At 65.9% G+C, this 22,178-nt stretch carries 21 protein-coding genes and 1 tRNA gene; 10 read left to right on the forward strand and 12 right to left on the reverse strand.

Features of this window, described 5'->3' with window-relative positions:
* Positions 1 to 22: 22 nt before the first annotated feature.
* Complete coding sequence (locus tag TSA1_RS26060; RefSeq protein WP_100178827.1) at positions 23 to 1,297, reverse strand: MFS transporter; 1,275 nt, start codon at positions 1,295 to 1,297, stop codon at positions 23 to 25.
* 225 nt (positions 1,298 to 1,522) lie between these two features.
* Positions 1,523 to 4,000: a hybrid sensor histidine kinase/response regulator gene (locus TSA1_RS26065; RefSeq protein WP_100178828.1), complete on the reverse strand. Its 2,478-nt coding sequence runs from the start codon at positions 3,998 to 4,000 to the stop codon at positions 1,523 to 1,525.
* A gap of 221 nt (positions 4,001 to 4,221) precedes the next feature.
* Here TSA1_RS26065 and TSA1_RS26070 point away from each other — a divergent pair, with 221 nt between their 5' ends.
* The 4 genes from TSA1_RS26070 to TSA1_RS26090 all read left to right on the forward strand — a co-directional run bounded on the left by TSA1_RS26070 (position 4,222) and on the right by TSA1_RS26090 (position 8,887).
* Positions 4,222 to 5,304 carry a zinc-binding metallopeptidase family protein gene (locus TSA1_RS26070; protein WP_100178829.1) on the forward strand — a complete coding sequence of 361 codons (1,083 nt, stop codon included), beginning with the start codon at positions 4,222 to 4,224 and terminating at the stop codon, positions 5,302 to 5,304.
* Positions 5,305 to 5,487: 183 nt separating this feature from the next.
* Positions 5,488 to 7,503, forward strand: coding sequence for an acetyl-CoA carboxylase biotin carboxylase subunit (locus TSA1_RS26075; protein ID WP_100178830.1), 2,016 nt, complete (start codon positions 5,488 to 5,490; stop codon positions 7,501 to 7,503).
* 221 nt (positions 7,504 to 7,724) lie between these two features.
* Positions 7,725 to 8,591, forward strand: coding sequence for an isocitrate lyase/PEP mutase family protein (locus tag TSA1_RS26085; RefSeq protein ID WP_100178832.1), 867 nt, complete (start codon positions 7,725 to 7,727; stop codon positions 8,589 to 8,591).
* Positions 8,588 to 8,887, forward strand: a complete 300-nt coding sequence (locus TSA1_RS26090; RefSeq protein ID WP_100178833.1) for an acylphosphatase — start codon at positions 8,588 to 8,590, stop codon at positions 8,885 to 8,887. Before TSA1_RS26085 ends, TSA1_RS26090 begins: the two co-directional genes overlap by 4 nt.
* Positions 8,888 to 9,060: 173 nt before the next feature.
* On the opposite strand, the gene TSA1_RS26095 is transcribed toward TSA1_RS26090, so the two are convergent.
* Positions 9,061 to 10,581 (reverse strand): PAS domain-containing sensor histidine kinase, encoded by a 1,521-nt coding sequence (locus TSA1_RS26095; protein WP_100178834.1) that lies wholly within the window; start codon positions 10,579 to 10,581, stop codon positions 9,061 to 9,063.
* Between the two features lie 142 nt (positions 10,582 to 10,723).
* On the opposite strand from TSA1_RS26095, the gene TSA1_RS26100 reads away from it, so the two are divergent.
* The 3 genes from TSA1_RS26100 to TSA1_RS26110 are packed head-to-tail and all read left to right on the forward strand — an operon-like array spanning position 10,724 to position 13,396.
* Complete coding sequence (locus tag TSA1_RS26100) at positions 10,724 to 11,281, forward strand: GbsR/MarR family transcriptional regulator (protein WP_100178835.1); 558 nt, start codon at positions 10,724 to 10,726, stop codon at positions 11,279 to 11,281.
* 16 nt (positions 11,282 to 11,297) lie between these two features.
* Positions 11,298 to 11,963: a DUF4166 domain-containing protein gene (locus TSA1_RS26105; RefSeq protein ID WP_100178836.1), complete on the forward strand. Its 666-nt coding sequence runs from the start codon at positions 11,298 to 11,300 to the stop codon at positions 11,961 to 11,963.
* Positions 11,960 to 13,396: a TIGR01777 family oxidoreductase gene (locus TSA1_RS26110; RefSeq protein ID WP_100178837.1), complete on the forward strand. Its 1,437-nt coding sequence runs from the start codon at positions 11,960 to 11,962 to the stop codon at positions 13,394 to 13,396. The genes TSA1_RS26105 and TSA1_RS26110 overlap by 4 nt, the downstream gene beginning before the upstream one ends.
* Positions 13,397 to 13,400: 4 nt before the next feature.
* On the opposite strand, the gene TSA1_RS26115 is transcribed toward TSA1_RS26110, so the two are convergent.
* Complete coding sequence (locus TSA1_RS26115; protein ID WP_100178838.1) at positions 13,401 to 14,255, reverse strand: LysR family transcriptional regulator; 855 nt, start codon at positions 14,253 to 14,255, stop codon at positions 13,401 to 13,403.
* 113 nt (positions 14,256 to 14,368) lie between these two features.
* Here TSA1_RS26115 and TSA1_RS26120 point away from each other — a divergent pair, with 113 nt between their 5' ends.
* The gene (locus tag TSA1_RS26120; RefSeq protein WP_100178839.1) at positions 14,369 to 14,791 is read left to right on the forward strand and encodes a tautomerase family protein; all 423 of its coding nucleotides are present in this window, start codon (positions 14,369 to 14,371) and stop codon (positions 14,789 to 14,791) included.
* A 43-nt stretch (positions 14,792 to 14,834) separates the two neighbouring features.
* Here the strand turns inward: TSA1_RS26120 and TSA1_RS26125 are convergent, their stop codons facing one another.
* A complete protein-coding gene (locus TSA1_RS26125) occupies positions 14,835 to 15,548 on the reverse strand; it encodes a DNA helicase (RefSeq protein ID WP_100178840.1) in 714 nt (237 codons plus the stop codon).
* Positions 15,549 to 15,746: 198 nt separating this feature from the next.
* Positions 15,747 to 16,484, reverse strand: a complete 738-nt coding sequence (gene lipB / locus TSA1_RS26130; protein WP_100178841.1) for a lipoyl(octanoyl) transferase LipB — start codon at positions 16,482 to 16,484, stop codon at positions 15,747 to 15,749.
* 114 nt (positions 16,485 to 16,598) lie between these two features.
* On the opposite strand from lipB, the gene TSA1_RS26135 reads away from it, so the two are divergent.
* Together TSA1_RS26135 and TSA1_RS26140 are read left to right on the forward strand one after the other, a co-directional pair.
* Positions 16,599 to 16,841 (forward strand): FliM/FliN family flagellar motor switch protein, encoded by a 243-nt coding sequence (locus TSA1_RS26135; protein WP_018647371.1) that lies wholly within the window; start codon positions 16,599 to 16,601, stop codon positions 16,839 to 16,841.
* 163 nt (positions 16,842 to 17,004) lie between these two features.
* Positions 17,005 to 17,089 (forward strand) — tRNA-Leu (locus tag TSA1_RS26140).
* 108 nt (positions 17,090 to 17,197) lie between these two features.
* Here TSA1_RS26140 and TSA1_RS26145 read toward each other — a convergent pair.
* From TSA1_RS26145 to TSA1_RS26170, 6 genes are read right to left on the reverse strand one after another with little or no spacing between them, the layout of a single operon-like run.
* Positions 17,198 to 18,172 carry a tripartite tricarboxylate transporter substrate-binding protein gene (locus TSA1_RS26145; RefSeq protein WP_100178842.1) on the reverse strand — a complete coding sequence of 325 codons (975 nt, stop codon included), beginning with the start codon at positions 18,170 to 18,172 and terminating at the stop codon, positions 17,198 to 17,200.
* A gap of 24 nt (positions 18,173 to 18,196) precedes the next feature.
* Positions 18,197 to 18,913: a GntR family transcriptional regulator gene (locus TSA1_RS26150; protein ID WP_100178843.1), complete on the reverse strand. Its 717-nt coding sequence runs from the start codon at positions 18,911 to 18,913 to the stop codon at positions 18,197 to 18,199.
* Between the two features lie 23 nt (positions 18,914 to 18,936).
* Positions 18,937 to 19,677 carry an SDR family oxidoreductase gene (locus TSA1_RS26155; protein ID WP_100178844.1) on the reverse strand — a complete coding sequence of 247 codons (741 nt, stop codon included), beginning with the start codon at positions 19,675 to 19,677 and terminating at the stop codon, positions 18,937 to 18,939.
* Positions 19,678 to 19,701: 24 nt separating this feature from the next.
* Positions 19,702 to 20,472: an SDR family oxidoreductase gene (locus TSA1_RS26160; RefSeq protein WP_100178845.1), complete on the reverse strand. Its 771-nt coding sequence runs from the start codon at positions 20,470 to 20,472 to the stop codon at positions 19,702 to 19,704.
* 15 nt (positions 20,473 to 20,487) lie between these two features.
* Positions 20,488 to 20,868 carry a carboxymuconolactone decarboxylase family protein gene (locus TSA1_RS26165; protein WP_028140570.1) on the reverse strand — a complete coding sequence of 127 codons (381 nt, stop codon included), beginning with the start codon at positions 20,866 to 20,868 and terminating at the stop codon, positions 20,488 to 20,490.
* Positions 20,869 to 20,909: 41 nt separating this feature from the next.
* Positions 20,910 to 22,148, reverse strand: coding sequence for an ABC transporter substrate-binding protein (locus tag TSA1_RS26170; protein ID WP_100178846.1), 1,239 nt, complete (start codon positions 22,146 to 22,148; stop codon positions 20,910 to 20,912).
* Positions 22,149 to 22,178: the final 30 nt, after the last annotated feature.

Genomic DNA, 22,178 nt, shown 5'->3' on the forward strand with positions numbered 1-22,178 from the left:
CAGTCCTTGAGGTGAAATGAGGTCATTCGGCAGCGATAGCGGATGCCCGCGCCGCTGTCTCCCCCCGCCGGCGTGGGCCGCCATGTCGTGTCTCGGGCAGCGCGAGAAGGCAGATCACGGCGCCGATCGCGGCGACAACGCCGAGGGTGATGAACGCCGCGCTGTAGCCCGCGCCGACCACGACGAAGCCGGCCAGCGTCGTCGAAAGCGCGGCGCCGATGCTCTGGGCGGTGATGACGGCGCCCTGCGCGATATTGAAGCGGCCGGTGTTGCGCATGAGATCGGCGACGATGACGGGAAAGATCGCGCCAAAGATGCCGGCGCCGACGCCGTCGAGCAACTGCACGCCGACCAGCCAGAACGGATTGTCCGAGAACGTGTAGAGGGCGCCGCGGATCGGCAGGATCAGCAAGGCAGCAAGGAAAAAGCGCTTGTGTCCCCATGTGTCGGCCTTGGCGCCAACCAGTATCGCAAACGGCACCATCACCAGTTGCGCCGCGACGATGCAGGCGGACATCAGGCTGGTGCCGAGATTCTTGTCCTGTAACGCCAGCTTCTGCCCGACCAGCGGCAGCATCGCAGCGTTGGAGAGGTGAAACAGGAGCGCGCAGATGGCGAAGACGAGCAGCGGGCGGCAGGTCAGCAGCACCTTCAGCCCCGAAGGCTGTTCGTGTTGCTCGGCGTCATTCGCCCCGTCCAGCCCGCGCGCGAGATCGTGGTCGATCGCCCGTTCGGGAATGGCGAGGATGCTGACGAGACTTGCGATGGCCATGCTGCCGAGCAAATAGAACACGACCGTCGGTCCGAACCAGTAGGCCGACAGTCCGGCCAGGCCCGCCGCGACGGCGTTGCCGGCATGGTTGAAGGTCTCGTTGCGGCCGATCCGTCTGGTGAAGGCGCGATGTCCGAAAATGCCGAGTGAAACGGCGGCGATCGCCGGCGGAAAAATGACGCCGGCCGCTTGCGCGATCCCTTGCGAGATCGCGACCGGCAGGAAGCTCGGGAGCCACGGCAGCGACAACGACGCGAGAGTCACGAGGATCGCGGCGACCGCCATCACCGTCCGCTTCGCGCGGGTCGCGTCGACCAGGGCGCCGGCCGGCGTCTGCGCGACGATGCCGGCGATGGTCGCGACCGACATCACGAGGCCGATCCGCGCCTCGTCCCAGTGCTGCTCGGTGAGGAGGTAGACGGCGAGGTAAGGGCCGAGCCCGTCGCGGACGTCGGCGAGGAAGAAGTTGGCCGCATCCAGCGCGCGGCCGGCCTGCCTTGCCTGATCGGGGTTTTCGCTCGGCATCGGTTGCTCGGTCGTCGTTGCGTCAATCAGCGCGCGCCAAGCACTCCGCTGTCGTCCCGGACAAGCGTCAGCGCAGATCCGGGATCCATAACCACAGGATGAAGTTTGGCGAAGATGGTCGGTTACCAGCTCACGCTACAACGTCCGTCTCGGAGTATGGGTCCCGGATCGGCGCGCGCTTTTTGCGCGCTTGTCCGGGACGACAGCGGGGTGCTTGGCTCACACTTACCTTGCCACCGACAGCTTCTCCGATATCGCCTTGCGCAGGATGCGCGAGAGCGATTCCACCGAATATGGCTTCTGGATCAGTTCGAAACCGCGATGGGCGTTTTCGGCCAAGACATTGCTGTAGCCGGACGTGAGCACGACGGGCAGGCCGGGATAGCGCTCGCGGATGATGCCGGCGAGCTCGACGCCGTTCATGCCGGGCATGATGACGTCGGAGAAGACGAGGTCGACGGCGAATTCGTTCTCGCCGAGGATGGCAAGCGCGGCATTGGCATTGGCGACGCGGCGGACGACATAGCCGAGATCTTCCAGCAGCTCGGTCGAGAACTGGCCGACATCGTCATTGTCCTCGACCACGAGCACGCGGTAGCCGCGCCCGGTGGTGGCGGCCTCGCTGGTCAGCGCCGCGGCCTCCTTCTCGGCGGCCGGGCTCTGGGCTTGCGGCAGGTAGATGGTGAACGTCGCGCCTTCGCCTTGCGTGCTCGTGACCGCGATGTCGCCCTCGGACTGTTTTGCGAAGCCGAAGGCCTGGCTGAGGCCGAGGCCGGTGCCCTTGCCGACCTCCTTGGTGGTGAAGAACGGCTCGAAGATCGAATCGAGATGGTCCGGGGCGATGCCGCTGCCGGTGTCGGTGACGGAGATGGCGACATAGTCGCCGCCGCGCGCCGATTGCGCGCGCAGGCTCGGGATGCCCTGCACCTTGCGTACGGCGATGGTGAGGCGGCCTTCGCCGTCCATGGCGTCGCGGGCGTTGATGGCGAGGTTGATCAGCGCGGTCTCGAACTGGGCGATGTCGGCGACGGTGAAGCAGTCGGCATCGTGGATTTCCACCGCGATTTCGATCCGGCCGCCGACCAGTGGCCGGACCAGTTGCGCGACGCCCTCGACCTGGCTGCCGACGTTGAAGATCTGGGGTTTCAGCGGCTGCCGGCGCGCGAATGCCAGCAGCTGGGCCGTCAGCTTGGAGGCACGCTCGACCGTGTCGGAGATGGCGTCGACATAGCGGCGGCGGCGCTCCTCCGGCAGCTCGCGACGGCGCAGGAAATCGGTGGCCGAGCGGATGATGGTAAGGAGATTGTTGAAGTCGTGCGCGACACCGCCGGTGAGCTGGCCGATCGCCTCCATCTTCTGCGATTGCCGCAGCGCTTCCTCGCCGCGGCGGCGCTCGGTGATGTCGACGGCTTCAGGGACGGCGCCGGTGATGTTGCCGTGGCGATCGAGCACGGGGCGCATGCCGAAGTCGAAATCGCGCTCGCCGATGGGGAGGCGCAGACGCATCTCCAGCCGCACGGCCTCACCCTTGAGCACGGTGTGAAAGGCCTCGTGCACCAGCGCGCTCATGCCCTCCGTCGCGCTGAACCAGGGTGTCTCCCACAGCGGCTTGCCGATCACGTCCGAAGAGCTCGCCTTGATGCCGTCGAGCGCGGTCTTGTTGGCGTAGAGCAGTTCGCCCTTCAGATTGACCAGGCCCTGATACTGGTTGCTGGTCTCCAGGATCGCGCGCAGCCGCGCCTCGTTGGATTCGAGCTCGGCGGTGCGCTCGGCGATGCGCTCTTCCAGCGTCTCGTTGAGCCGCCTCAGCTCGATCTCCGCCTGCTTGGCGACGGTGATGTCGTGGGCGACGCCGATGAAGCCGATATGCTTGCCGGTCGGGTCCCAACGCGGCTGCGATTCCGAGCGAAGCCAGCGCCATTCGCCGCTGGCGTTCTTGTAACGCGCTTCCAGCACGAAGGGCTTGAGCGAAGCTTCGCCCTGCACGGATTGCTGCAGCACATGCGGCAGGTCGTCCGGATGCAGCACCTTGCGCCAGTCGAAATCGATGGCCTCCTCGTAGGGCAGGCCGACGAAGTCGACATAGGCCTGATTGGCGAAGGATCGCTTGCGGTCGAGCTTTGTGACCCAGATCGGCACCGGTGCGCTGTCGGCGATCAGCCGAAACCGCTCCTCGCTCTCGCGCAGGGTCTCGCGCGCGAGCATCTGGTCGGTGATGTCGATATGGGCGCCGACCAGGCGGATGGCGCGGCCATCCGTGCCGCGCTCGATCTTGGCGACGACCCGGATCCAGCGGGTCTCGCCGTCATTGGGGCGGATGATGCGGTATTCGGCGGTGTAGTCCTCGCTGGTGCCGGCGAGCGCATCGATGAAGTGCTTGACGGTGGCTTCGCGGTCGTCGGGATGGATACGGTTGACCCAGTCCTCGTGCGACTCCCCGGCCGCTTCCGGCGGCAGGCCGTGGAGCATCAGATATTCGGGCGAGCGGTGGTTCTTGAAGCCTTCGCGGAAGTCTACCTCGAGGCCGCCGACCTTGCCGATGCGCTGGATGCGCGCCAGCTCGGCCTCGCGCTCCTGGAGCGCGCGATAGGCGTTGTCGCGCTCGCGCGCGACGTCCTCGAGGTATTGGCGCAGCCTTTCGGCGGCGATGGTCTCGGGCAAGGGATCGTTCAAGGCATCGGCCGTTGTCATGCGGGAGCGCACGTGCCAGACCGATATTCACACAGACGGAGCGTGATGACCATTGCTTAGAGGAAATAGGCTGCCCGGAAAGGCCGGCGGCGAGCCGGAGCGAGGAAACTGCGATCAGGCAACGCCCGGTCTGGCATTTTGTTCCTGACATTGGAACGATGCGCCCGCGGAGGCGTCTTCGCGAGGCGCCACGACGTCCATCGATAAGACTCTCTTTTCGAAGAGGATAAATCTTGAAGCTGTTTGTCTGCCAGTCCTGCGGCAACGTCCTCTATTTCGAGAACCGCGCCTGCGAACGGTGCGGCCACCGCGTCGCCTTCCTGCCCGAGAAGGAGACGATGTCGGCGATCGAGCCCGACGGAGAGGCCTGGAAGGTATTGGCCGGCAAGGGCGAGAGCCGGATGCTGTGCCGGAATGCCGAGTACGATGCCTGCAACTGGCTGACGGATCCAGGCGAGGGCAATGGCTATTGCCGCGCCTGCCGCCACAACGGCATCGTCCCGGATCTGTCGGACCCCGCCCAGCTTGCCGGCTGGCGCGAGCTGGAGGTGGCGAAACACCGTCTGTTCTATTCCCTGATCCGCTGGAAGCTGCCGCTCCGGACCCGGCAAGACGACCCCGAGCATGGTCTGATCTTCAATTTCCTCGCCGACGATCCGCAGAGCGGCGAGAGGGTCATGACCGGCCACGACAACGGCCTGATCACGATTGCACTCACGGAGACCGACGACATCGAGCGCGAGCGGCGCAGGCTCGAGATGGGCGAGCCCTATCGGACGCTGCTCGGGCATTTTCGCCACGAGGTCGGGCACTATTTCTGGGACGTGCTGGTGCAGGGCGGCGGCAAGCTCGATGAATGCCGCGCGGTATTCGGCGACGATTCCGCCGATTACGGCCAGGCCCTGCAGCGTCACTATGCCGAAGGCGCGCCGCCGGACTGGCAGCAGAACTACGTCTCGGCCTACGCCACCATGCACCCCTGGGAAGACTTCGCCGAGACCTGGGCGCATTACCTCCACATCGTCGACACCCTGGAGATGACCGGCGAGTTCGGCATGGAGGTGCGGCCCAAGGTCGACCGCGACGGGGAGTTGACGGCGCGTATCCGTTTCAACCCCTATGAGGCCAGGGACGTTCAGGCGCTGATTGACGCATGGCTGCCCTTCACCTTCGCCATGAACAGCGTCAACCGCGCCATGGGCGCGCGCGACCTCTATCCCTTCATCCTGTCGCAGGCCGTGGTCGCCAAGCTGAGGTTCATTCATGGCCTGGTCCGGGACGTCGCCAAGTCCATGTCGAGGTCCGGGAAGCCGTAGGTGGTCCGTAGGTGGTCCGAGGGCTCGTCAGGCCGGTTTCGGTCTTGCGCTGGTACGCCAGACGGCCCGGATTTAGACCGTTGCCTCCGGCCGATTTTGATGTACCACGGGAGCCACACGGCCCTCCCATAGGCCCCAACGGCCGGGGAAGGGTCCCGCCCAAGGTCGAGACTCAAGAAAAGCATGTTCAAACGCATTCTGATCGCCAATCGCGGCGAAATCGCCTGCCGGGTCATCAAGACCGCGCGCCGCATGGGAATTGAGACGGTTGCGGTCTATTCCGAGGCCGACCGCGATGCCCTCCATGTCGAGATGGCCGATGAGGCGGTCCTGATCGGACCGGCGGCTGCGGCCGAGAGCTACCTGGTCATCGACAAGATCGTCGAGGCCTGCCGCAAGACCGGCGCGCAAGCCGTGCATCCCGGCTACGGCTTCCTGTCCGAGCGCGAGGCCTTTCCGCGCGCGCTGGAGGCGGCCGGCGTGGTCTTCATCGGGCCCAATCCGGGCGCGATCGCGGCGATGGGCGACAAGATCGAATCCAAGAAGGCGGCGGCCAAGGCCGATGTCTCGACCGTGCCGGGCTTTCTCGGCGTGATCGAGGACGCCCGCCACGCGGTCAAGATTGCCGACGCCATCGGCTATCCCGTGATGATCAAGGCCTCCGCCGGCGGCGGCGGCAAGGGCATGCGCATCGCCTATTCGACCAGCGAGGTCGAGGAGGGGTTTGGCCTCGCCAAGGCCGAAGCCAAGGCGTCCTTCGGCGACGACCGCGTCTTCGTCGAGAAATTCATCGTCGATCCCCGTCACATCGAGATCCAGGTGCTGGGCGACAAGCATGGCAACGTGATCTATCTCGGCGAGCGCGAATGCTCGATCCAGCGCCGCAACCAGAAGGTCATCGAGGAGGCGCCGTCGCCGCTGCTCGACGAGACCACCCGTCGCAGGATGGGCGAGCAGGCGGTCGCGCTGGCCAAGGCCGTGAACTACGACTCCGCCGGCACCGTCGAATTCGTCGCAGGGCAAGACAAGAGCTTCTACTTCCTGGAGATGAACACCCGCCTGCAGGTCGAGCATCCCGTGACCGAGCTCGTCACCGGCATCGACCTCGTCGAGCAGATGATCCGCGTTGCCGCCGGCGAGAAGCTCGCCATCGCGCAGAAGGACGTCACGCTCACGGGGTGGGCGGTGGAATCGCGTCTCTACGCCGAAGACCCGTTCCGCAACTTCCTGCCTTCGATCGGACGGCTGGTGAAGTACCGCCCGCCGGCGGAAGCGAGCAAGGACGGCATCACCGTGCGCAACGACACCGGTGTGCAGGAGGGCGGCGAGATCTCGATCCATTACGATCCGATGATCGCCAAGCTCGTCACGCATGCGCCGTCGCGCGCGGCTGCGATCGAGGCGCAGGCGACCGCGCTCGATGCGTTCTATGTCGACGGTATCAGGCACAACATCCCGTTCCTGTCGGCGCTGATGAATCATCCGCGCTGGCGCGAGGGCAGGCTCTCGACCGGCTTCATCGCCGAGGAGTTTCCCAAGGGCTTTGCCCCGCGCGTGGCCGAAGGCGAAGTTGCGCGGCGGATCGCCGCGGTCGGCGCCGCCATCGATCATGTGCTTGGTGAACGCAAGCGGCAGATCTCCGGCCAGATGGGCGGCCGCATCGTGCAGCGCGAGCGGCGTCGCGCGGTCTGGCTCGACCGCCAGGAAATTCAGCTCGAGGTCGGACGCGAGGGCGAGGCCATCGCGATCCGTTTCGTCGACGCCGAGGGCAAGACCGGCAACGCCCATCTGCTAGCCTCGCCGTGGAAGCCGGGCGATCCGGTCTGGCAGGGCACCATCGACGGCCACTTCGTCGCGGTGCAGGTGCGGCCGATCCCGAACGGCATTCGTCTGGCGCATCAGGGCGTCGAGGTGCCGGTCTATGTCTGGACCGAGACGGAAGCGACCTCCGCGCGGCTGATGCCGGTGACGACGGCCGCCGACACCGGCAAGAAGCTGCTCTGTCCGATGCCCGGCCTCGTGGTCTCGATCGCGGTGAGCGAGGGGCAGGAGGTCAAGGCCGGCGAGACGCTCGCGGTGGTCGAAGCCATGAAGATGCAGAACGTGCTGCGCGCCGAGCAGGACGGCACCGTGAAGAAGATCCACGCCAGCGCCGGCGCGACGCTCGCGGTGGACGCGCTGATTTTGGAGTTTGCGTAAGTCAGCCCACTCTCGTGTCCTGGACGCGATGCAACGCATTAGCCTTGCCTCGCAGAGCCGCGACCCGGATCGTGAGCGGATCACTCGGCAGCATGGGCCCCGGCTCTGCAGCGCATCGCTGAAGGAGCGCTGCGCTGCGTCCGGGGCACGAGAGTGCCCTATTTCCGTTGCTCGCAATGACGGAGTATGCTGCGGCCTCCGCGATCCTGTGAGACAGCACCATGGCCTTTCGTTCCCGCCGCGAGAAATTGCGATCCATCCTGTCGGGCTCGGCCTGCATCCATCCGGGCTCGGTCTATGACGCGATCTCGATCCGCATCGCCGAGGACCTCGGCTTTCCCATCGGCATGTTTGGCGGCTCGGTCGCCTCGCTCGCGGTGCTGGGCGATCCCGATATCACGCTGATCACGCTCACCGAGCTTGCCGAGCAGATGCGCCGGATGTCGCGTGCCTCCGCGCTCCCCGTGCTGGTCGATGCCGATCACGGCTATGGCAATGCGCTCAATGTCCGCCGCACGGTGCAGGAGCTGGAGGCGGCGGGCGCCGCCGGTCTCACCATCGAGGACACGCTGCTGCCGGCTGCTTTCGGCGAGGCGAAGACGCAGCTGATCTCGCTCGAGGAGGGTGTCGGCAAGATGAAGGCGGCGCTCGGCGGCCGCAGCGATCCCTCGCTGGTCATCATGGGCCGCACGGGAGCTGCCTCGATCACCTCGATCGAGGATGCGATCAAGCGTGCGAAGGCCTATGAGGCCACCGGCGTCGATGCGCTGTTCTTCACCGGCATCAAGTCGCGCGCCGAGCTCGATGCGGTTACCGCCGCGACGCGCCTGCCGATCGTGCTCGGCGGGGCGCCGGAGGATTTGAGCGCGCTCGACTATCTCGCCAGCCAGCGCGTCCGCATCGCGCTCCAGGGCCATGCACCGATCGCAGCGGCGACGCAGGCCGTCTACGAGACGCTGAAGGCGCTGCGCGAAGGCACGCCGCCGAAGAACCTTAAGGGGCTCGCATCCTTGGAACTGACGGCGCGCGTCATGCGCGAGGCCGACGTCAAGGCGCGCAGCGCCGATCTCCTCGGACTGAAAAGATGAGCCGGGCGATCCTTCAGGTCATGATCCGCGGGCGCGTGCAGGGCGTCGGCTATCGGGCCTGGGTCGAGTATCGGGCGACGGCGAGCGGGCTCGAAGGCTGGGTCCGCAACCGCCGCGACGGCGGCGTGGAAGCGCTGTTCGCGGGCACGCCGAAGCACGTCGCCGACATGGTCGCGCTCTGCCGTCACGGCCCGCCGTCCTCGCGCGTGGACAGTGTGACGAGCGAGACGGCGAGCGTGGAAGAGCTGAACCTGCGCCGGGCAGGGGAGGCGTTTTCGGTGTTGCCGACGGTATAGGTGGTCTCGCCGCGCAGATGGTGCGCTCCCTCGCCCCGTTCTTACGGGGAGAGGGGTGGGGTGAGGGGCTTCTCTCAACACGGGCGGTCGTCGATAGACCTGTACCCCCTCACCCGGATCGCAAGAGCGATCCGACCTCTCCCCGCAAGCGGTGAGAGGTGAAGAAGAAACACTCACCTCGGCAGCTTCGAGATCGCCTCGCTCAGCTCGTGGATCTCGTACGGCTTGCGCAGGATCGGGAAATCGCCGCGCACGCCGGCGGCGACCTCGCTGTAGCCGGTGGCGAGCAGGATCGGCAGGCCGGGGCGGATCTCGCGGAGATGATGGGCGAGGGTGAGGCCGTCCATCTTGCCGGGCATGACGATGTCCGAGAACACGAAATCGACGCCGTTGTTCTCGATCTCGCGCAAGGCGGCTTCGGCGTCGGCGACCCGGCGCACGTGGTAGCCGAGCTGCTCCAGGAGGCCGATGCTGACGATGGCGACGTCCGGATTGTCCTCCACCAGCAACACCGTGCCGCTGCCTTGGAACGCCGGCTCCCCCGTCGTCGCGTGCGATGGCACATCTTCTCCGCGCGGCAGGAGGATGGTGAAAGTCGTGCCCTTTCCGAGATCGCTTGCGACCTTCACGGTGCCGCCGGCCTGATGCGCGAAGCCGTGGACCTGGGAAAGGCCGAGACCCGTGCCTTTTCCGATCGGCTTGGTCGTGAAGAACGGCTCGAAGATCTTGTCGAGAACGTCGGAGGGAATGCCGAGCCCGGTATCGGCGACATCGATTGCGACGAAATCGCCGGCGAGGGGCGCCTCGTCCAGCACGACATTGCGCGCGCGGATCGTCACGGTGCCGCCGTCGGGCATCGCGTCGCGGGCATTGATGACGAGATTGAGCAGCGCCGTCTCGAGCTCGGAGACGTCGGCCTTGATCGGCCAGACGTCGCGGCCGATGTCGAAGGCCAGCCGTACGGAGCTGCCGATGCCGGCATCGAGCACCTCGCGGATCGCCGCGATGCGCTCGGCGAAATCAATTGCCTGCGGATTGACGCTCTGCCGCCGTGCGAAGGTGAGCAGCTGGTTGGTCAGCGCCGCGCCGCGCTTGGTGGCGGTCTCGATGGCCGAGATCGCGCGCTGAACCTTGGCCGCGTCGTCGGCGCCACGCTTCAGCATGTGGAGGCTGCCGCTGATGATCATCAGGAGATTGTTGAAGTCGTGGGCGACCCCGCCGGTGAGTTGCCCGAGCGCGTCGAATTTCTGGGACTCGGCGAGCTGCTTCTGCATCGCCTCGAGCTTGATCTGCGTATTGCGGCGTTCGGTGATGTCGCGCGTGATCTTGGCGAATCCGACCAGCTCGCCGTCCTCGTGGATGGGATCGATGACGACGCTGGCCCAGAAGAACGTGCCGTCCTTGCGGACGCGCCAGCCTTCCTCCTCGTAACGGCCCTTTTCCCGCGCAATGCCGAGCGCGCGGGCCGGCTTGCCGTTGGCGCGGTCGGTCTCGGTGTAGAAACGGGAGAAATGCTGGCCGAGGATCTCCGAGGGGGAATAGCCCTTGATCCGCTCGCCGCCGATATTCCAGCTGGTGATGATCCCCTTGGGATCCAGCATATAGAGCGCGTAGTCGGCAACCCCCTCAACCAACAGCCGGAAACTGCGTTCGCTCTCGAACAAGTCTCTCTGTTGACTGAACTTTTCGACCATTCCGGGACCCTGCCTCAACGGGGGCAAACGCCGGAGGGGTCGAATGGTTCCCGGAGGGTGGGATATTTTTAGGCAAATCTTTCGCCTCGCATGCCGACGGCACCCACTTGACAGTGGAACGGTTGCGTCAGATATTTCTGTTATGACAGAAATAACCGGAAAGAAGAAACTCCCCGCCGCCGTCGAGCGCTTCATCCTGCATTGGGGCGACATGGGGGATGAGTGGGGCGTCAACCGCTCGGTCAGCCAGATCCACGGGCTGCTCTATCTCGCGGAGGCGCCGATGACGGCGGAGGACATCGCCGATGCGCTCGGCATGGCGCGCTCCAACGTCTCCAACTCGCTGAAAGAGCTGCTAGCATGGAACCTGATCCGGCGCGTGCCGATCCTCGGCGACCGCCGCGACCATTACGAGGCCGAGACCGACATCTGGGAGGTCGCCGCCAGGATCGCCGCGCGCCGCAAGGAGCGGGAGCTCGATCCTGCAATCGCGGCGCTCCGGGCCTGCGTGTCCGACGCCGCCGTCGATCCCACCGTCAATCCGGTCGCGAGCAAACGGTTGAAGGAGATGCTCGCCTTCACCGAGCTCGCCGACCACTGGTTCATGCAGATGCTGAAGGTGCCGCGGCCGCGGCTGGTCGCCTTGATGCGGCTTGGCGAGAAGATCGCCAACCTGCTGCCGCTGGGCAAGGTCAAATAGTTTCGAGGAGGGTGCTATGACGTCGGCTCGCTTGTCAGGCTTAGGCGCAACGCCCTCCGCTCACATCAGGCTGCTCGACGACCGCCGCTTCCATGCGCTGTTGCCGGACGAGGATTGGGGCCGACTGCCGCTCGCGACCTGGCGGCGCTTTTCCAAGCGCGTCGCCGACGGCGACAGCGTGGTCTATGTCGGCGTGGTCGACGAGGTCTTTTTCAGCGACATCGGCTGGTGGCTCGCACAAGCCGTGCGCATGATCGGCGGGCCGCTGCCGACCGGCCGAGACGTTGGCGTGCCGATGATCGTCAGCGTCACCGAGGACGCCGCGACCGGCGGCCAGACCTGGACCCGCATCTGCGCGCGCAAGCGCGGCTTTCCGCAAGTGATCCATTCCGCCAAGCGCTTCGCCGGCCCGACCGGGCTCGAGGAGTATGTCGGCTTCGGCATTTCCATGGCGCTGCGTATCGCGGTCGAGGGCGAGGCGCTGACCTTCCGCAGCGCGGGTTATGGGCTCCAGCTCGGACGCCTCTGGGTCCCGCTGCCGCAATGGCTCACGCCGGGCGATCTCACCGTGACGCACCGCGACCTCGGCGCGGGCGCCTTCCGCTTCACCCTCGATGTCATCCATCCGCGTTACGGCGCGCTGATCCACCAGTCCGCCGTGTTCAGGGAGACCGTGTCATGACCCCGTTGTTGTGGACGCTCATCGCCATCCAGATCGCGATGGGCGTGTTCGACACCTTCTATCACCACGAGTTCACCGAGCGACTGGCCTGGCGTCCGTCGCAGCGCTTCGAGCTGAAGCTGCACGGCCTCCGCAACATGCTTTATGCGCTGCTGTTCCTGCTGCTCGGCTGGCTCGAGGTCTATGGCGTGCTGGCGCTCTTGATCGTCGCCGTGCTGGTCGCCGAGATCGTCATCACGCTGATGGATTTCGTCGAGGAGGATTTGAGCCGAAAGCTGCGGCCGAGCGAGCGCATCAATCATACGCTGCTCGCGATCAATTACGGCGCCATCCTGGTGCTGCTGATGCCGGTGCTGATCGACTGGGCGATGCAGCCATTCGGTGTGTCTGTCGTGTATCAGGGCCTGCTCAGCATCGCCGCCACCGCCTGCGCGGCCGGCGCTGCGCTCTGCGGCGTCAGGGATTTTGCGGCGATGCGCCGGCTCGGCCGCATGCGCAGCGTGCCGCCGGCCGGACTCGTCGAGAAACTCCCGGGCCGCAAGACCGTGCTGGTCACAGGCGCCACCGGCTTCATCGGCAGCCGCCTCGCGGCGAGTCTTGCCGGGGCAGGGCACAACGTCATCGCGCTCATCCGCAATCCCGCCAAGGCCGAAATGCTGCCGCCGCCGGTGACGCTGGTCACCAGCCTCGATCAGCTCGCCGCCGACACCCGGATCGATGCCATCGTCAATCTCGCCGGCGAGCCGATCGGCAACGGTCTGTGGACCGAGGCGAAGCGGGCGAAGATCATCGGCTCGCGCGTCGATATGACGGGCGAAGTGGTGAAGCTGATCGCGCGGCTCGACCGCAAACCCGAAGTGCTGGTCAGCGGCTCCGCGATCGGCTGGTACGGATTGTGGGCGGACCAGGTCCTGACGGAATCGGCGAAGTCGCACGCCTGCTTCAGCCATGAACTGTGCGCAGCCTGGGAGAAGGCGGCGCGGCCGGCGGAGGAACTCGGCGTCCGCGTGGTCTATTTGCGCATCGGCCTCGTGCTCGGCACCGAAGGCGGCTTCATCACGCGGATGCTGACGCCGTTCGAATTCGGCCTCGGCGGCCCGCTCGGCACCGGCCGGCAGTGGATGTCCTGGATCGAGCGCGACGACCTCATTCGCCTCATCGCCTATGTCTTGGCGACGCACGATCTCACCGGCCCTGTCAACGCCACCGCGCCGATCCCGGTCACGAATGCAAAGTTCACCGAGGAGCTCGGCCGCCGGCTGCGTCGGCCCGCCGTGTTCCGCATTCCCGGCGGCCTCTTGCGCCGGATCGGCGGCGGCTTTGCCGACGAGCTTCTGCTTGGGGGGCAGCGCGTGCTGCCCAACAAGGCGCTGAGCCGCGGCTTTGTATTCCGGCACGAGACGCTGCGCAGCGCGTTCGAGGCGATCTTGTGAGAGGTCAGGTGGCGGCGACAATCCGGAACGTCGCCGCTACCGCGCGCAGCGCCGCGAGCTTGGCGGGATCGCTGACCTTCGAATGCAGCATCACCTTCGAGCGGCCGAGTGTTGGCAGTCTATGCGCGGGTCCAATATCGACCAGGCCGGGCGGCGCGATCCGCCGCGCCAGCGGCGCGATCGCCAGTCCCGCGAGCGCGGCGGCAACCACCGCCGTCACGCCGCCACCGACGAAGCGTTCGCGCCAGGCGATTCCGGCCTTATCGAGCGCGCGCACCGCGATGGCGTGGACGCCGCACGGCGGAGCGAGCGTTGCCAGCGGCAGCGCTTCGCCCTTCGGCAGCGTCAAACGTCGTGCGGCGAACCAGCCAAACTCGTCCTCGGTCAGCTTCTCGCCGCCGCGGCGGCTGCCTTCCTGGCGGACGATCACCGCATCCAGCTCGCCCGCGTCGTAAGCGTCCTGCATCTCGCGCGAGAAGCCGATGGTGACGGCGAGGGTGAGGTTTGAAGACATGGCGTGCAGGCGTTCGAGCAGCGGTACCAGCTCCGGGCCCGCGGCGTGATCGGAAATGCCGAGCGAGAGCGACTGCGTGGCGGGAGCCTCGCCTGATAACGCGAGGTCGTGCGCCGCCATCAGCGCGCGGGCGCGGTCGAGGAAGCTGGCGCCATCTGCCGTGAGCCGGACCGCGCGGGGTGAGCGTTCGACGAGGCGTCTTCCGAGCAGCGTCTCCAGCCGCTGCAGCTTGAGACTGACCGCCGCCTGCGTCGTGCCGAGCGCTTCGGCCGCACGCGTAAAGCTCTGGAGGTCGGCGACCAGCAGGAAGGCCTGCACCGTGGCGATGTCGAGCGTTGCTGTCATTATAGATCGTTATCACTGGTATCAATAAAGATAAGATACCAAAATGACGGCCGAGGGTCTAGCTTCTCCTCAACGCCGCGCAACACCCGCGCAGCATCTCGAGGAGAACGACCATGCCGCTGATCACCGTGTCCTACACCACCTCCCGCCAGTCGCCCTCGCTGAAGGCCGACATCGCGAACGCGGTGTCCGAGCTCACCGCAAAAATCCTGCACAAGGATCCCAAGGTGACCGCGATCATCGTGAAGTCGGTCGACGCCGATGACTGGTTCGCCGGCGGCAAGTCGCTGGCCGAGCAGAATCTCGCCAGCTACTGGCTCGACATCCACGTCACCGAAGGCACCAACACCAAGGACGAGAAGGCGGCCTATCTCGCCGCGATGTTCAAGCGCATGGCCGAGATTTTGGGCCCGCTGCATCCCGAGACCTATGCCCATGTCGACGAGGTCAAGGGCGACGCCTACGGGTTTGGCGGCCTGACCCAGGAACGGCGCTACATCGCCGGCAAGCTCGATGTCGCGCTGAAGGCAGCGTAGGGCCGCAGGCCGCGGGTGAGCCCTCGCACCCGCGGCCCGACCGTCAACCTGCCGCGCGGAACTGAACTTCGGAATTGTTCAGGAAGCACGTCTTGTCGAACAGCGTCAGGTCCAGCGGGTTCGGCAAGCGGACGTCGCTGAGATCGGGGCAGGGCTTGACCGCGGGATCGTAGGATCGATCGATCTGCGATATGCAGACGACGATCAGCCCCTGGTCGCGTGCGAACGATTTCAATGCGCGCACTTGAATGGTCAGATCGGGGTTTTCGCGTCTCTGGTCGAGCAGTTGCAGATAGTCGATCACCACGAACGTGCCGCGTTGCGCTGTGGCCATCTGCTTGACGACATAGTCGGCGCTGATCGCGTCGGAGCAATCGACCTCGAATAATTTGTCGAACTGTGCCGGCTCCACGCCGATTGCGCGCAGGCGATCCAGCACGTCTTTCTCGGTGTATTCGAGCGAGAAGAACGCGGCGCGTTGGCCCGACTGCATGGCTTCCACCGCAAGCGCGAGGCTCATCAGCGTCTTGCCTTGACCCGGCCGCGCGCCGACCAGCACGAGGTCGCCGGGACGGAATTGCGGGAACAGCCTGCTGGCGGGCGTCAGCGCGGCGGCTTTCGCTGCGAGCATGCTCCAGGCGGAAAACCCCTCCGTCGCGGCGACGCGGTCGAGTGCGTCGTGCAGCGCAATGCCCGCCTCGCGGGACAGGCGCTTGGCTTGTCGCTTCAGATGATAGATCGGCGCAGAAAGTCTCATCGTCCAAACCTCCCGTTGCGAGCGGAAAGCGCAATCCCTCCTTATGCCCAGTGCTCGAACAGTCGGCCGGTGATCTCATCGCCCTGCATGAGGTCTGCTTTCCCGGCGGAGGGGGGAGGCGTGGGCGGCGCCTGAAACAGCATAGCCGATTCCGCCCGGAGCGGAGAACTCGCGCGGTCGGGCTCGAACAGGAAAATGTCAGGAGACTGATTCCGGCAGCAGCGCGCGGGTCGGTCCGAACAGCTCCTCGAACGCCTGCCGGAGCGCGACGTCGACATCTTCCATGGTCACGAGCTGGCCGAGATCGACCAGCGAGGTGACGCCGTAGCGGGGATCGACCACGCCGCACGGCACGATGCCGGCGAAATGCGCCAGCTCCGGCTCGACATTGATGGCGATGCCGTGGAACGAGACCCAGCGCTTCAGCCGCACGCCGATCGCCGCGATCTTGTCCTCGTGACCTTGCCCCTTGTCGGGCCGCTTGACCCAGACGCCGACCCGATCCTCGCGCCGCTCGCCGCGGATGTTGAAGGCGGCGAGCGTGCGCAGAATCAGCTCCTCCAGGCTCGCGACATAGGCCCGCACGTCCGGCCGGCGGCGCTTGAGGTCGAGCATGATGTAGGCCACGCGCTGGCCGGGGCCGTGATAGGTCAGCTGGCCGCCGCGCCCCGTGGCGAAAATCGGGAAGCGGGGATCGCGCAGGTCGCTTTCCTTGCCCGAGGTGCCGGAGGTGTAAAGCGGGGGGTGTTCGAGCAGCCAGACCAGCTCGGGGGCTTCGCCCGCCGCAATGGCGGCGACCCGGGCTTCCATGGTGGCCACCGCCTCCGGATAGGGCACCGGCGCGTCCGAGATTCGCCACTCGACGGGCGCCCCGTCTGTGGCCGAAAAAGACGTCAAATCGAGCTGTTGGCGAGGGTTTTGCAGCGAATTAACCATTGGCTAACCATAACGTGGTGATCATCTCGGGAGCAAATGCCAAGTCCTTTGTTCAAGTCCTTTGGCCAAGCCCCAGATCTCAAGTCCCAGTCCCAAGTTGCGGCGGTCCTGACAGTGCCCACTCTCGATAAAGTCACCGTGGATCTCATGGTCGTCCTCGGGACCACCACGATGCCGATCCATCAGGTATTACGTCTTTCCCGCGGCGCCATCATCGAGCTCGACGCCACCGAGGCCGACGAGGTCAAGGTTCTGGCCAACAATCTCCCCGTAGCCTCCGGCGTCGTGCTGGTCGATCGCAACCGGATCGCGGTCGAGGTCAAGCAGATGCTGCCGCGTTCGCCGGGCACGCGATAGCGGTCTTGCGGGCGGCTCGCGGCCGATTCGGGCGAGCGGCCCGAATTTTCCTGCAAAGCTTGTGGAATTCAGGGGCTTTGCAGGCTTGTACCCCTCTGATGGATTTGTTAGATCGGCGCCGTTGATCCGGCTGGCCCTCAAGCCTCAAGCCGGCATCCCCAAAGCGCTCGTGGCGGAACTGGTAGACGCGCTGCCTTGAGGTGGCAGTGAGTAAAATCGTGGGGGTTCGAGTCCCTCCGAGCGCACCAGGCTCATTATCTCTTTCAGATCATTGAGATTTCCGGGCTGGAGCCGGCGAGTGCCGCGCTCCGGTGGCTCAGGGCTCGCGCAACGTCGCAAAAGCACGTCGGGCAAGCCTATTGCGGCTCGATTCCGGCCGCCTTGATGATCCGCGCCCATTTGACGATCTCGGCTTTCAGGAAGGCCTCCAGCGCCTCCGGCGTGGCGCGCTCGGGCTCGACCGGAGCCATGCTGAGCTCGGCGAAGCGGCTGACCAGGGCGGGGTCCTTCAGCGCCGTCTGCAGCGCGCCGACGAGATGGTCGACCACGGGCTTCGGCGTGCCCTTCGGCGCATAGAGACCATACCACGTCGTCACGTCGAACGCGGGAACGCCGGCCTCTGTCGAGGTCGGCACGTCAGGCAGCGTCGCCACGCGCCTCCTGCTGGTGATCGCGTAGCCCTTGATCGTGCTCGACTGGATATAGGGCGTCGGTCCCGTCGCGGGATCGCAATAGACGTCGATGTGGCCGGCGATGACGTCGTTCAGCGCCGGTCCGCCGCCCTTGTAGTAGATCGGCGTGAGCTTGGTATCGGTCGCGCTCATGAACATCAGGCCGCAGAGCTGCGAGGCCGAGCCGAGACCGACATTGCCGAAGGTGATCTTGTCGCCGGCGCTGCGGATCTGCGCGATCAGCTCGCCGAGATTCTTGGCCGGAAAGTTCGGCCGCGCCACCAGGATCATCGGCACGTCGGTGACGAGCCCGATCGGGGCGAAGTCGCCGACGGGGTCGAATGGCAGCTTGGCGTAGAGGGCAGGGGCGGTGGCCTGGCCGACATGCATCAGCAGCAGCGTGTAGCCGTCGGGGGCCGCCTTGGCGACGCGGTTGGTGCCGAGTGTGCCGCCGGCGCCGACGACATTCTCGATCACGACGGACTGTTTCAGCGTCGCGCTCATGGCGCTGCCGAGGATGCGCGCGATGACGTCGCCGGGACCGCCGGCAGAGAACGGCACGATGACCGTGACCGGGCGGGCCGGATACTCGTCCGCGATCGCCGCGTCACGAGGGCAGAGCAGAAGGAGCAGGAACAGCGATCGTACGAGAAACTTCATCGAACACTCCCTGGCGGCATTGTTCTAGTCGTCGGAAGGCGCCGCCTCCTTGGCTGCCGACGATTTTTCGATCATGTCGAGCGCGGCCACCGCAGCCGCGTTGATGTGGTCGACGCAGCAACGCTCGGCGAGGTCAGGATCGCCGTTCTGGATCGCGCGCCAGATCGCGGTGACCTCGCGCAGGCTCTTGTTGATCCGCTTCGGCTGCGACATCGAGGTGATCCGCAGCAGCTGGATGCGGTCGTGCAGCGGCTTGAGCATGCGCTCGATGAAGGTATTGCGGCAGCCGCCGATCAGCGCCGCATAGAAATCGGTCTTGGCTTCGAGGCTGCCGACGAGATCCTGCTTGGCCGCGGCCGCTTTCAACCGCGTCAGCGCTTCCCCGATCCGGCGCGCGACCTCGGGATCGTGCAGCCTGGCGCATTCGCGGCCGGCAAAACCTTCGAGCACCGCGCGTGCGGCGTAGAGCTGCCGTGCCTCCTCCAGGCTGATCGTGGACACCACGGGGCCGCGGTGCGGCACCGTTTTGACCAGCCCATCGGCCTCGAGCGCACGCAGCGCTTCGCGGATCGAGGGACGGCTGACGCCCATCATCTCGCAGAGCTCGCGCTCGACCAGGCGCTGGCCCGGCTTCAGAGTTCCGGACATGATCGCCTCACGCAGCTTCTGCGCGACCATCGCCCGGACGGTCGGGACGTCCTCGATGCGGAGTGTCGACTGCAATTCGCGACGTCTTTCCATGTCCTGGTCCTGGTTGGGAAAAATCAGTACCGGTTTACAGGCAGAATCATCATTTCGGCAATTTGTACGTGGGCGGGCTGGTCAAGGGCGAAGACGATCGACCGCGCGATATCGGCCGGATCGAGCGCCATCCTGAACTGGTCGAAATACTCCTTCTCCTTCTGCTGATCGCCGCGGTAGCGGGTTAGGATGATGTTGGTGCGGGTCAGGCCGGGCTGCAGCTCGGTGACCCGGATCGCTGTGTCCGCCAGCTCGCCGCGCAGGGTCTCGGTGAACATGTGCACGCCCGCCTTGCTGGTGCTGTACGCCGCCATGTCGGGCACGATCCGCACCGCGTTGATGGAGCTGATGTTGACGACATGGCCTGCATTGCGCTGGACCATGCCGGGCAGGATCGCCCGCGTGACGCGCATCAGGCCGATCAGATTGGTCTGGATGATGTTGGACCAGTCGTCTGCAGAGCCGATGTCGAAGCGCGTCCGGCCGCCGATGTCGTGGCCGGCATTGTTGATGAGAACGTCAACCGGCTTGAAATGACCGGGAATGGCATCGGGCAGGCGATCGACGGCCTTGGCGTCGCTGACGTCGAGCTGGATCGGAAACACCGCATCGCCCGCCGTTGCCGCCAGTTCCTGAAGCGCCTTGGCGTCGCGGTCGACCAGCACGACGCGGCGGCCACTGTCGAGCAGCGCCTTGGTGATGGCGCGCCCCATGCCGCCGGCAGCACCGGTCAGCACGACGTTCTGGTCTGATCGTTCAGTCATCGCAGCACTCCCATTCCGATATTCTCATGCCACCGACCAGCCTCCGTCGATCGGCAGGCTGGCGCCGGTGATGTCGTTTGCGGCCGGACCGCAGAGGAAGACGACCATGGCGGCGACGGCCTCCATGCCGATGAAGCGCTGCGTCGGCTGGCGCTCGCCGAGATAGTCGGCCGTCACGTCGGCGACGGGGCGGCCGCTGGTCTCCGCCATCGTCGCGATCTTGTTCAGGATCGCGGGCGTCGGCAGCGTGCCCGGGCAGAGCGTGTTGCAGGTGATGCCGCTGCGCGCGGTCTCGATGGCGACGGCGCGGGTCATGCCCAGAATCGCCGTCTTGGTGGTGACGTAGTCGATGCGATCCTCGACCGCGCGGCTCGAATAGATCGAGCCCATGTTGATGATCCGGCCCCAGCCGCGCTGCTTCATCGCCGGCAGCGCCAGGCGGATGAGGTGGAACGGCGCCGACAAATTGACGGCCAGCGCCTCGTCCCAGCGGTCGGACGGAAACTGCTCGATCGCCGAAAAATGCCTGACGACCGCGTTGTTGACGAGAATGTCGATGGCGCCGCAGCGGTCGAGCAGGTCCGCCATCATGGCCTCGATGGACTCGCGCTGGGACAGATCGACGCCGGCCGCGACGACCTCGACGCCGAAGCGGGCGCGGAGATCATCAGCGGCCTGCTTCGGTGCGACGAGATCGTGCAGGACAATATTGGCGCCCGCAGCGGCAAGGCCCTCCGCGATGGCAAGGCCGAGGCCTGCCGTCGCACCGGTCACGAGCGCCCATTTGTCCTTCATGGCCGTCGCGCTCCGCTACGTCTTGTCGAGCTCGGCGAAGACTTCCTTCGCGTTGCGGAACGCATCGACGCCGGCCGGCACGCCGCAATAGATCGCGACCTGCATGAAGACCTCGCGGATTTCCTCCTTGGTCGCGCCGTTGGCGAGCGCGCCGCGGACATGCGTCTTCAGCTCGTGCGGCCGGTTGAGCGCGCAGAGCATCGCCAGGTTGAGGAAGCTGCGCGTCTTTCGTGTCAGGCCTTCGCGGCCCCAGACGTAACCCCAGCAATATTCCGTGGTCAGGTCCTGCATCGGGCGGTTGAACTCGTCCGCGGATGCGATCGCCTTGTCGACGAACTCGTTGCCGAGCACGCTCTTGCGGATTTCGAGGCCGCGGTCGTAAGTCGCCTTGTCCATTGTGGTCTCCGTTTCTTGTTCGGGCGCTATCAGCTCTTGGGTCAGGTCTTGGGCCAGAACGGTTTTGCCAGCGCGAGCTCGGGCGGGAACACCGTCACCGGCACGCCGGCCTGCCATTGCACGATGGTCATGCCGGCGCCGACGCGGCGGCCTTTCTCGTCGAACTTGATCTCGCCCAGCGGGTAATATTTCGAAGGCCCGCCATCCATGGTGCGCAGCGCTTCGCCGACGGCGACGCGATCGGCCTTGCCGGCCTTCTCCAGCGCGTCCTTGATCACCCACATGTCGCCATAGGTGGAGATCGCGTTCTGCGTCATCCACGGCTCCTTGTAGCGGGTCTTCAATTCGGCGATCAGCGCCTCATGGCCCTTGGCGCCCCAGCTTGCGACGCAGGTCAGGACGCCCTGGAGCAGCTCGGGGCTGACGGTCTGCAGCATGTCCGGCTCGGCGATCGCGATGCCGAACGAGATGGTCGGAATCTTGCCCTGGCCGAGGCCGAACTCGTTCATCTTCTCCAGCAGCAGCTTGGCGTCCGAGATCACGGTCGGCAGGAAGAACAGCAGATCGGGCTTCGCCGAACGGATCTTCTGCACCAGCGAGGTTGCGTCGGCGAGCGGCGGCGTGAAGGTCTCGTCGACGATCAACTGCAACTGGTTCTCCGCCAGCAGGCCTTCGCGCATCGCCTTGGCGGAGGCGATCGAGGCGCCCGTGTTGTCGGTGAGGATCGCGACCGTCTTGGGCCGCTTGCCGGAGGCCGTCTCCGCCAGCTTGATGAGCTGGGGCAGTGCCTGCCTGGCCTGCGCCCCCGCGGTGGCCGCGGTCTGGAACACGTATTTGAATCCGCGCTCGGTAATGAGGTCGGAGTAGGAGAGGGTGAGCATCGGCAAATTGGCGCGCTCCGTCACTTCGGTCACCGCGAGGGTGAACGAGGACAGATAGGCGCCGCTCGCCGCAACCAGATCGGTCTCCTGCGCCACCATGCGCTGGGCGGCGTTCTTGGCCTTCTCGGTGGTATCGCCGGAATCCAGCACGACGAGCTTCAGCTTGGCGCCGCCGAGCGCCTTGACGCCGCCTTGCGCGTTGATGTGGTCGATCGCCATCTCGGCGCCTTCGCGCATCACCGTTCCCGGTCGGGCATAGAGCCCGGAGATCGGCACCAGCAGGCCGACCTTCACCTCCGCCGGCTGCTGCGCCCAGGCCGCGCGGGATGCGATCAGCGTGCCGGATGCGCCGGCCAGCAGGGTTCGCCGCGATATCGTGATCTTGCTCTTTGCAGTCATGACAATCCTCCTCCCTGAAAATCGCGCGAC

The organism is Bradyrhizobium nitroreducens (assembly GCF_002776695.1).
GTDB classification, from domain to species: domain Bacteria; phylum Pseudomonadota; class Alphaproteobacteria; order Rhizobiales; family Xanthobacteraceae; genus Bradyrhizobium; species Bradyrhizobium nitroreducens.

What these genes read in the sequence shown, in the direction of transcription:
- lipB (WP_100178841.1), bottom strand. Translation starts at nt 16,484, where the DNA reads ATGGTTAATTCGCTGCAAAACCCTCGCCAACAGCTCGATTTGACGTCT.
- TSA1_RS26120 (WP_100178839.1), top strand. Translation starts at nt 14,369, where the DNA reads ATGCCGCTGATCACCGTGTCCTACACCACCTCCCGCCAGTCGCCCTCG.
- TSA1_RS26060 (WP_100178827.1), bottom strand. Translation starts at nt 1,297, where the DNA reads ATGCCGAGCGAAAACCCCGATCAGGCAAGGCAGGCCGGCCGCGCGCTG.
- TSA1_RS26125 (WP_100178840.1), bottom strand. Translation starts at nt 15,548, where the DNA reads ATGAGACTTTCTGCGCCGATCTATCATCTGAAGCGACAAGCCAAGCGC.
- TSA1_RS26145 (WP_100178842.1), bottom strand. Translation starts at nt 18,172, where the DNA reads ATGAAGTTTCTCGTACGATCGCTGTTCCTGCTCCTTCTGCTCTGCCCT.
- TSA1_RS26095 (WP_100178834.1), bottom strand. Translation starts at nt 10,581, where the DNA reads ATGGTCGAAAAGTTCAGTCAACAGAGAGACTTGTTCGAGAGCGAACGC.
- TSA1_RS26155 (WP_100178844.1), bottom strand. Translation starts at nt 19,677, where the DNA reads ATGACTGAACGATCAGACCAGAACGTCGTGCTGACCGGTGCTGCCGGC.
- TSA1_RS26100 (WP_100178835.1), top strand. Translation starts at nt 10,724, where the DNA reads ATGACAGAAATAACCGGAAAGAAGAAACTCCCCGCCGCCGTCGAGCGC.
- TSA1_RS26075 (WP_100178830.1), top strand. Translation starts at nt 5,488, where the DNA reads ATGTTCAAACGCATTCTGATCGCCAATCGCGGCGAAATCGCCTGCCGG.
- TSA1_RS26170 (WP_100178846.1), bottom strand. Translation starts at nt 22,148, where the DNA reads ATGACTGCAAAGAGCAAGATCACGATATCGCGGCGAACCCTGCTGGCC.
- TSA1_RS26150 (WP_100178843.1), bottom strand. Translation starts at nt 18,913, where the DNA reads ATGGAAAGACGTCGCGAATTGCAGTCGACACTCCGCATCGAGGACGTC.
- TSA1_RS26165 (WP_028140570.1), bottom strand. Translation starts at nt 20,868, where the DNA reads ATGGACAAGGCGACTTACGACCGCGGCCTCGAAATCCGCAAGAGCGTG.
- TSA1_RS26110 (WP_100178837.1), top strand. Translation starts at nt 11,960, where the DNA reads ATGACCCCGTTGTTGTGGACGCTCATCGCCATCCAGATCGCGATGGGC.
- TSA1_RS26160 (WP_100178845.1), bottom strand. Translation starts at nt 20,472, where the DNA reads ATGAAGGACAAATGGGCGCTCGTGACCGGTGCGACGGCAGGCCTCGGC.
- TSA1_RS26105 (WP_100178836.1), top strand. Translation starts at nt 11,298, where the DNA reads ATGACGTCGGCTCGCTTGTCAGGCTTAGGCGCAACGCCCTCCGCTCAC.
- TSA1_RS26115 (WP_100178838.1), bottom strand. Translation starts at nt 14,255, where the DNA reads ATGACAGCAACGCTCGACATCGCCACGGTGCAGGCCTTCCTGCTGGTC.
- TSA1_RS26090 (WP_100178833.1), top strand. Translation starts at nt 8,588, where the DNA reads ATGAGCCGGGCGATCCTTCAGGTCATGATCCGCGGGCGCGTGCAGGGC.
- TSA1_RS26085 (WP_100178832.1), top strand. Translation starts at nt 7,725, where the DNA reads ATGGCCTTTCGTTCCCGCCGCGAGAAATTGCGATCCATCCTGTCGGGC.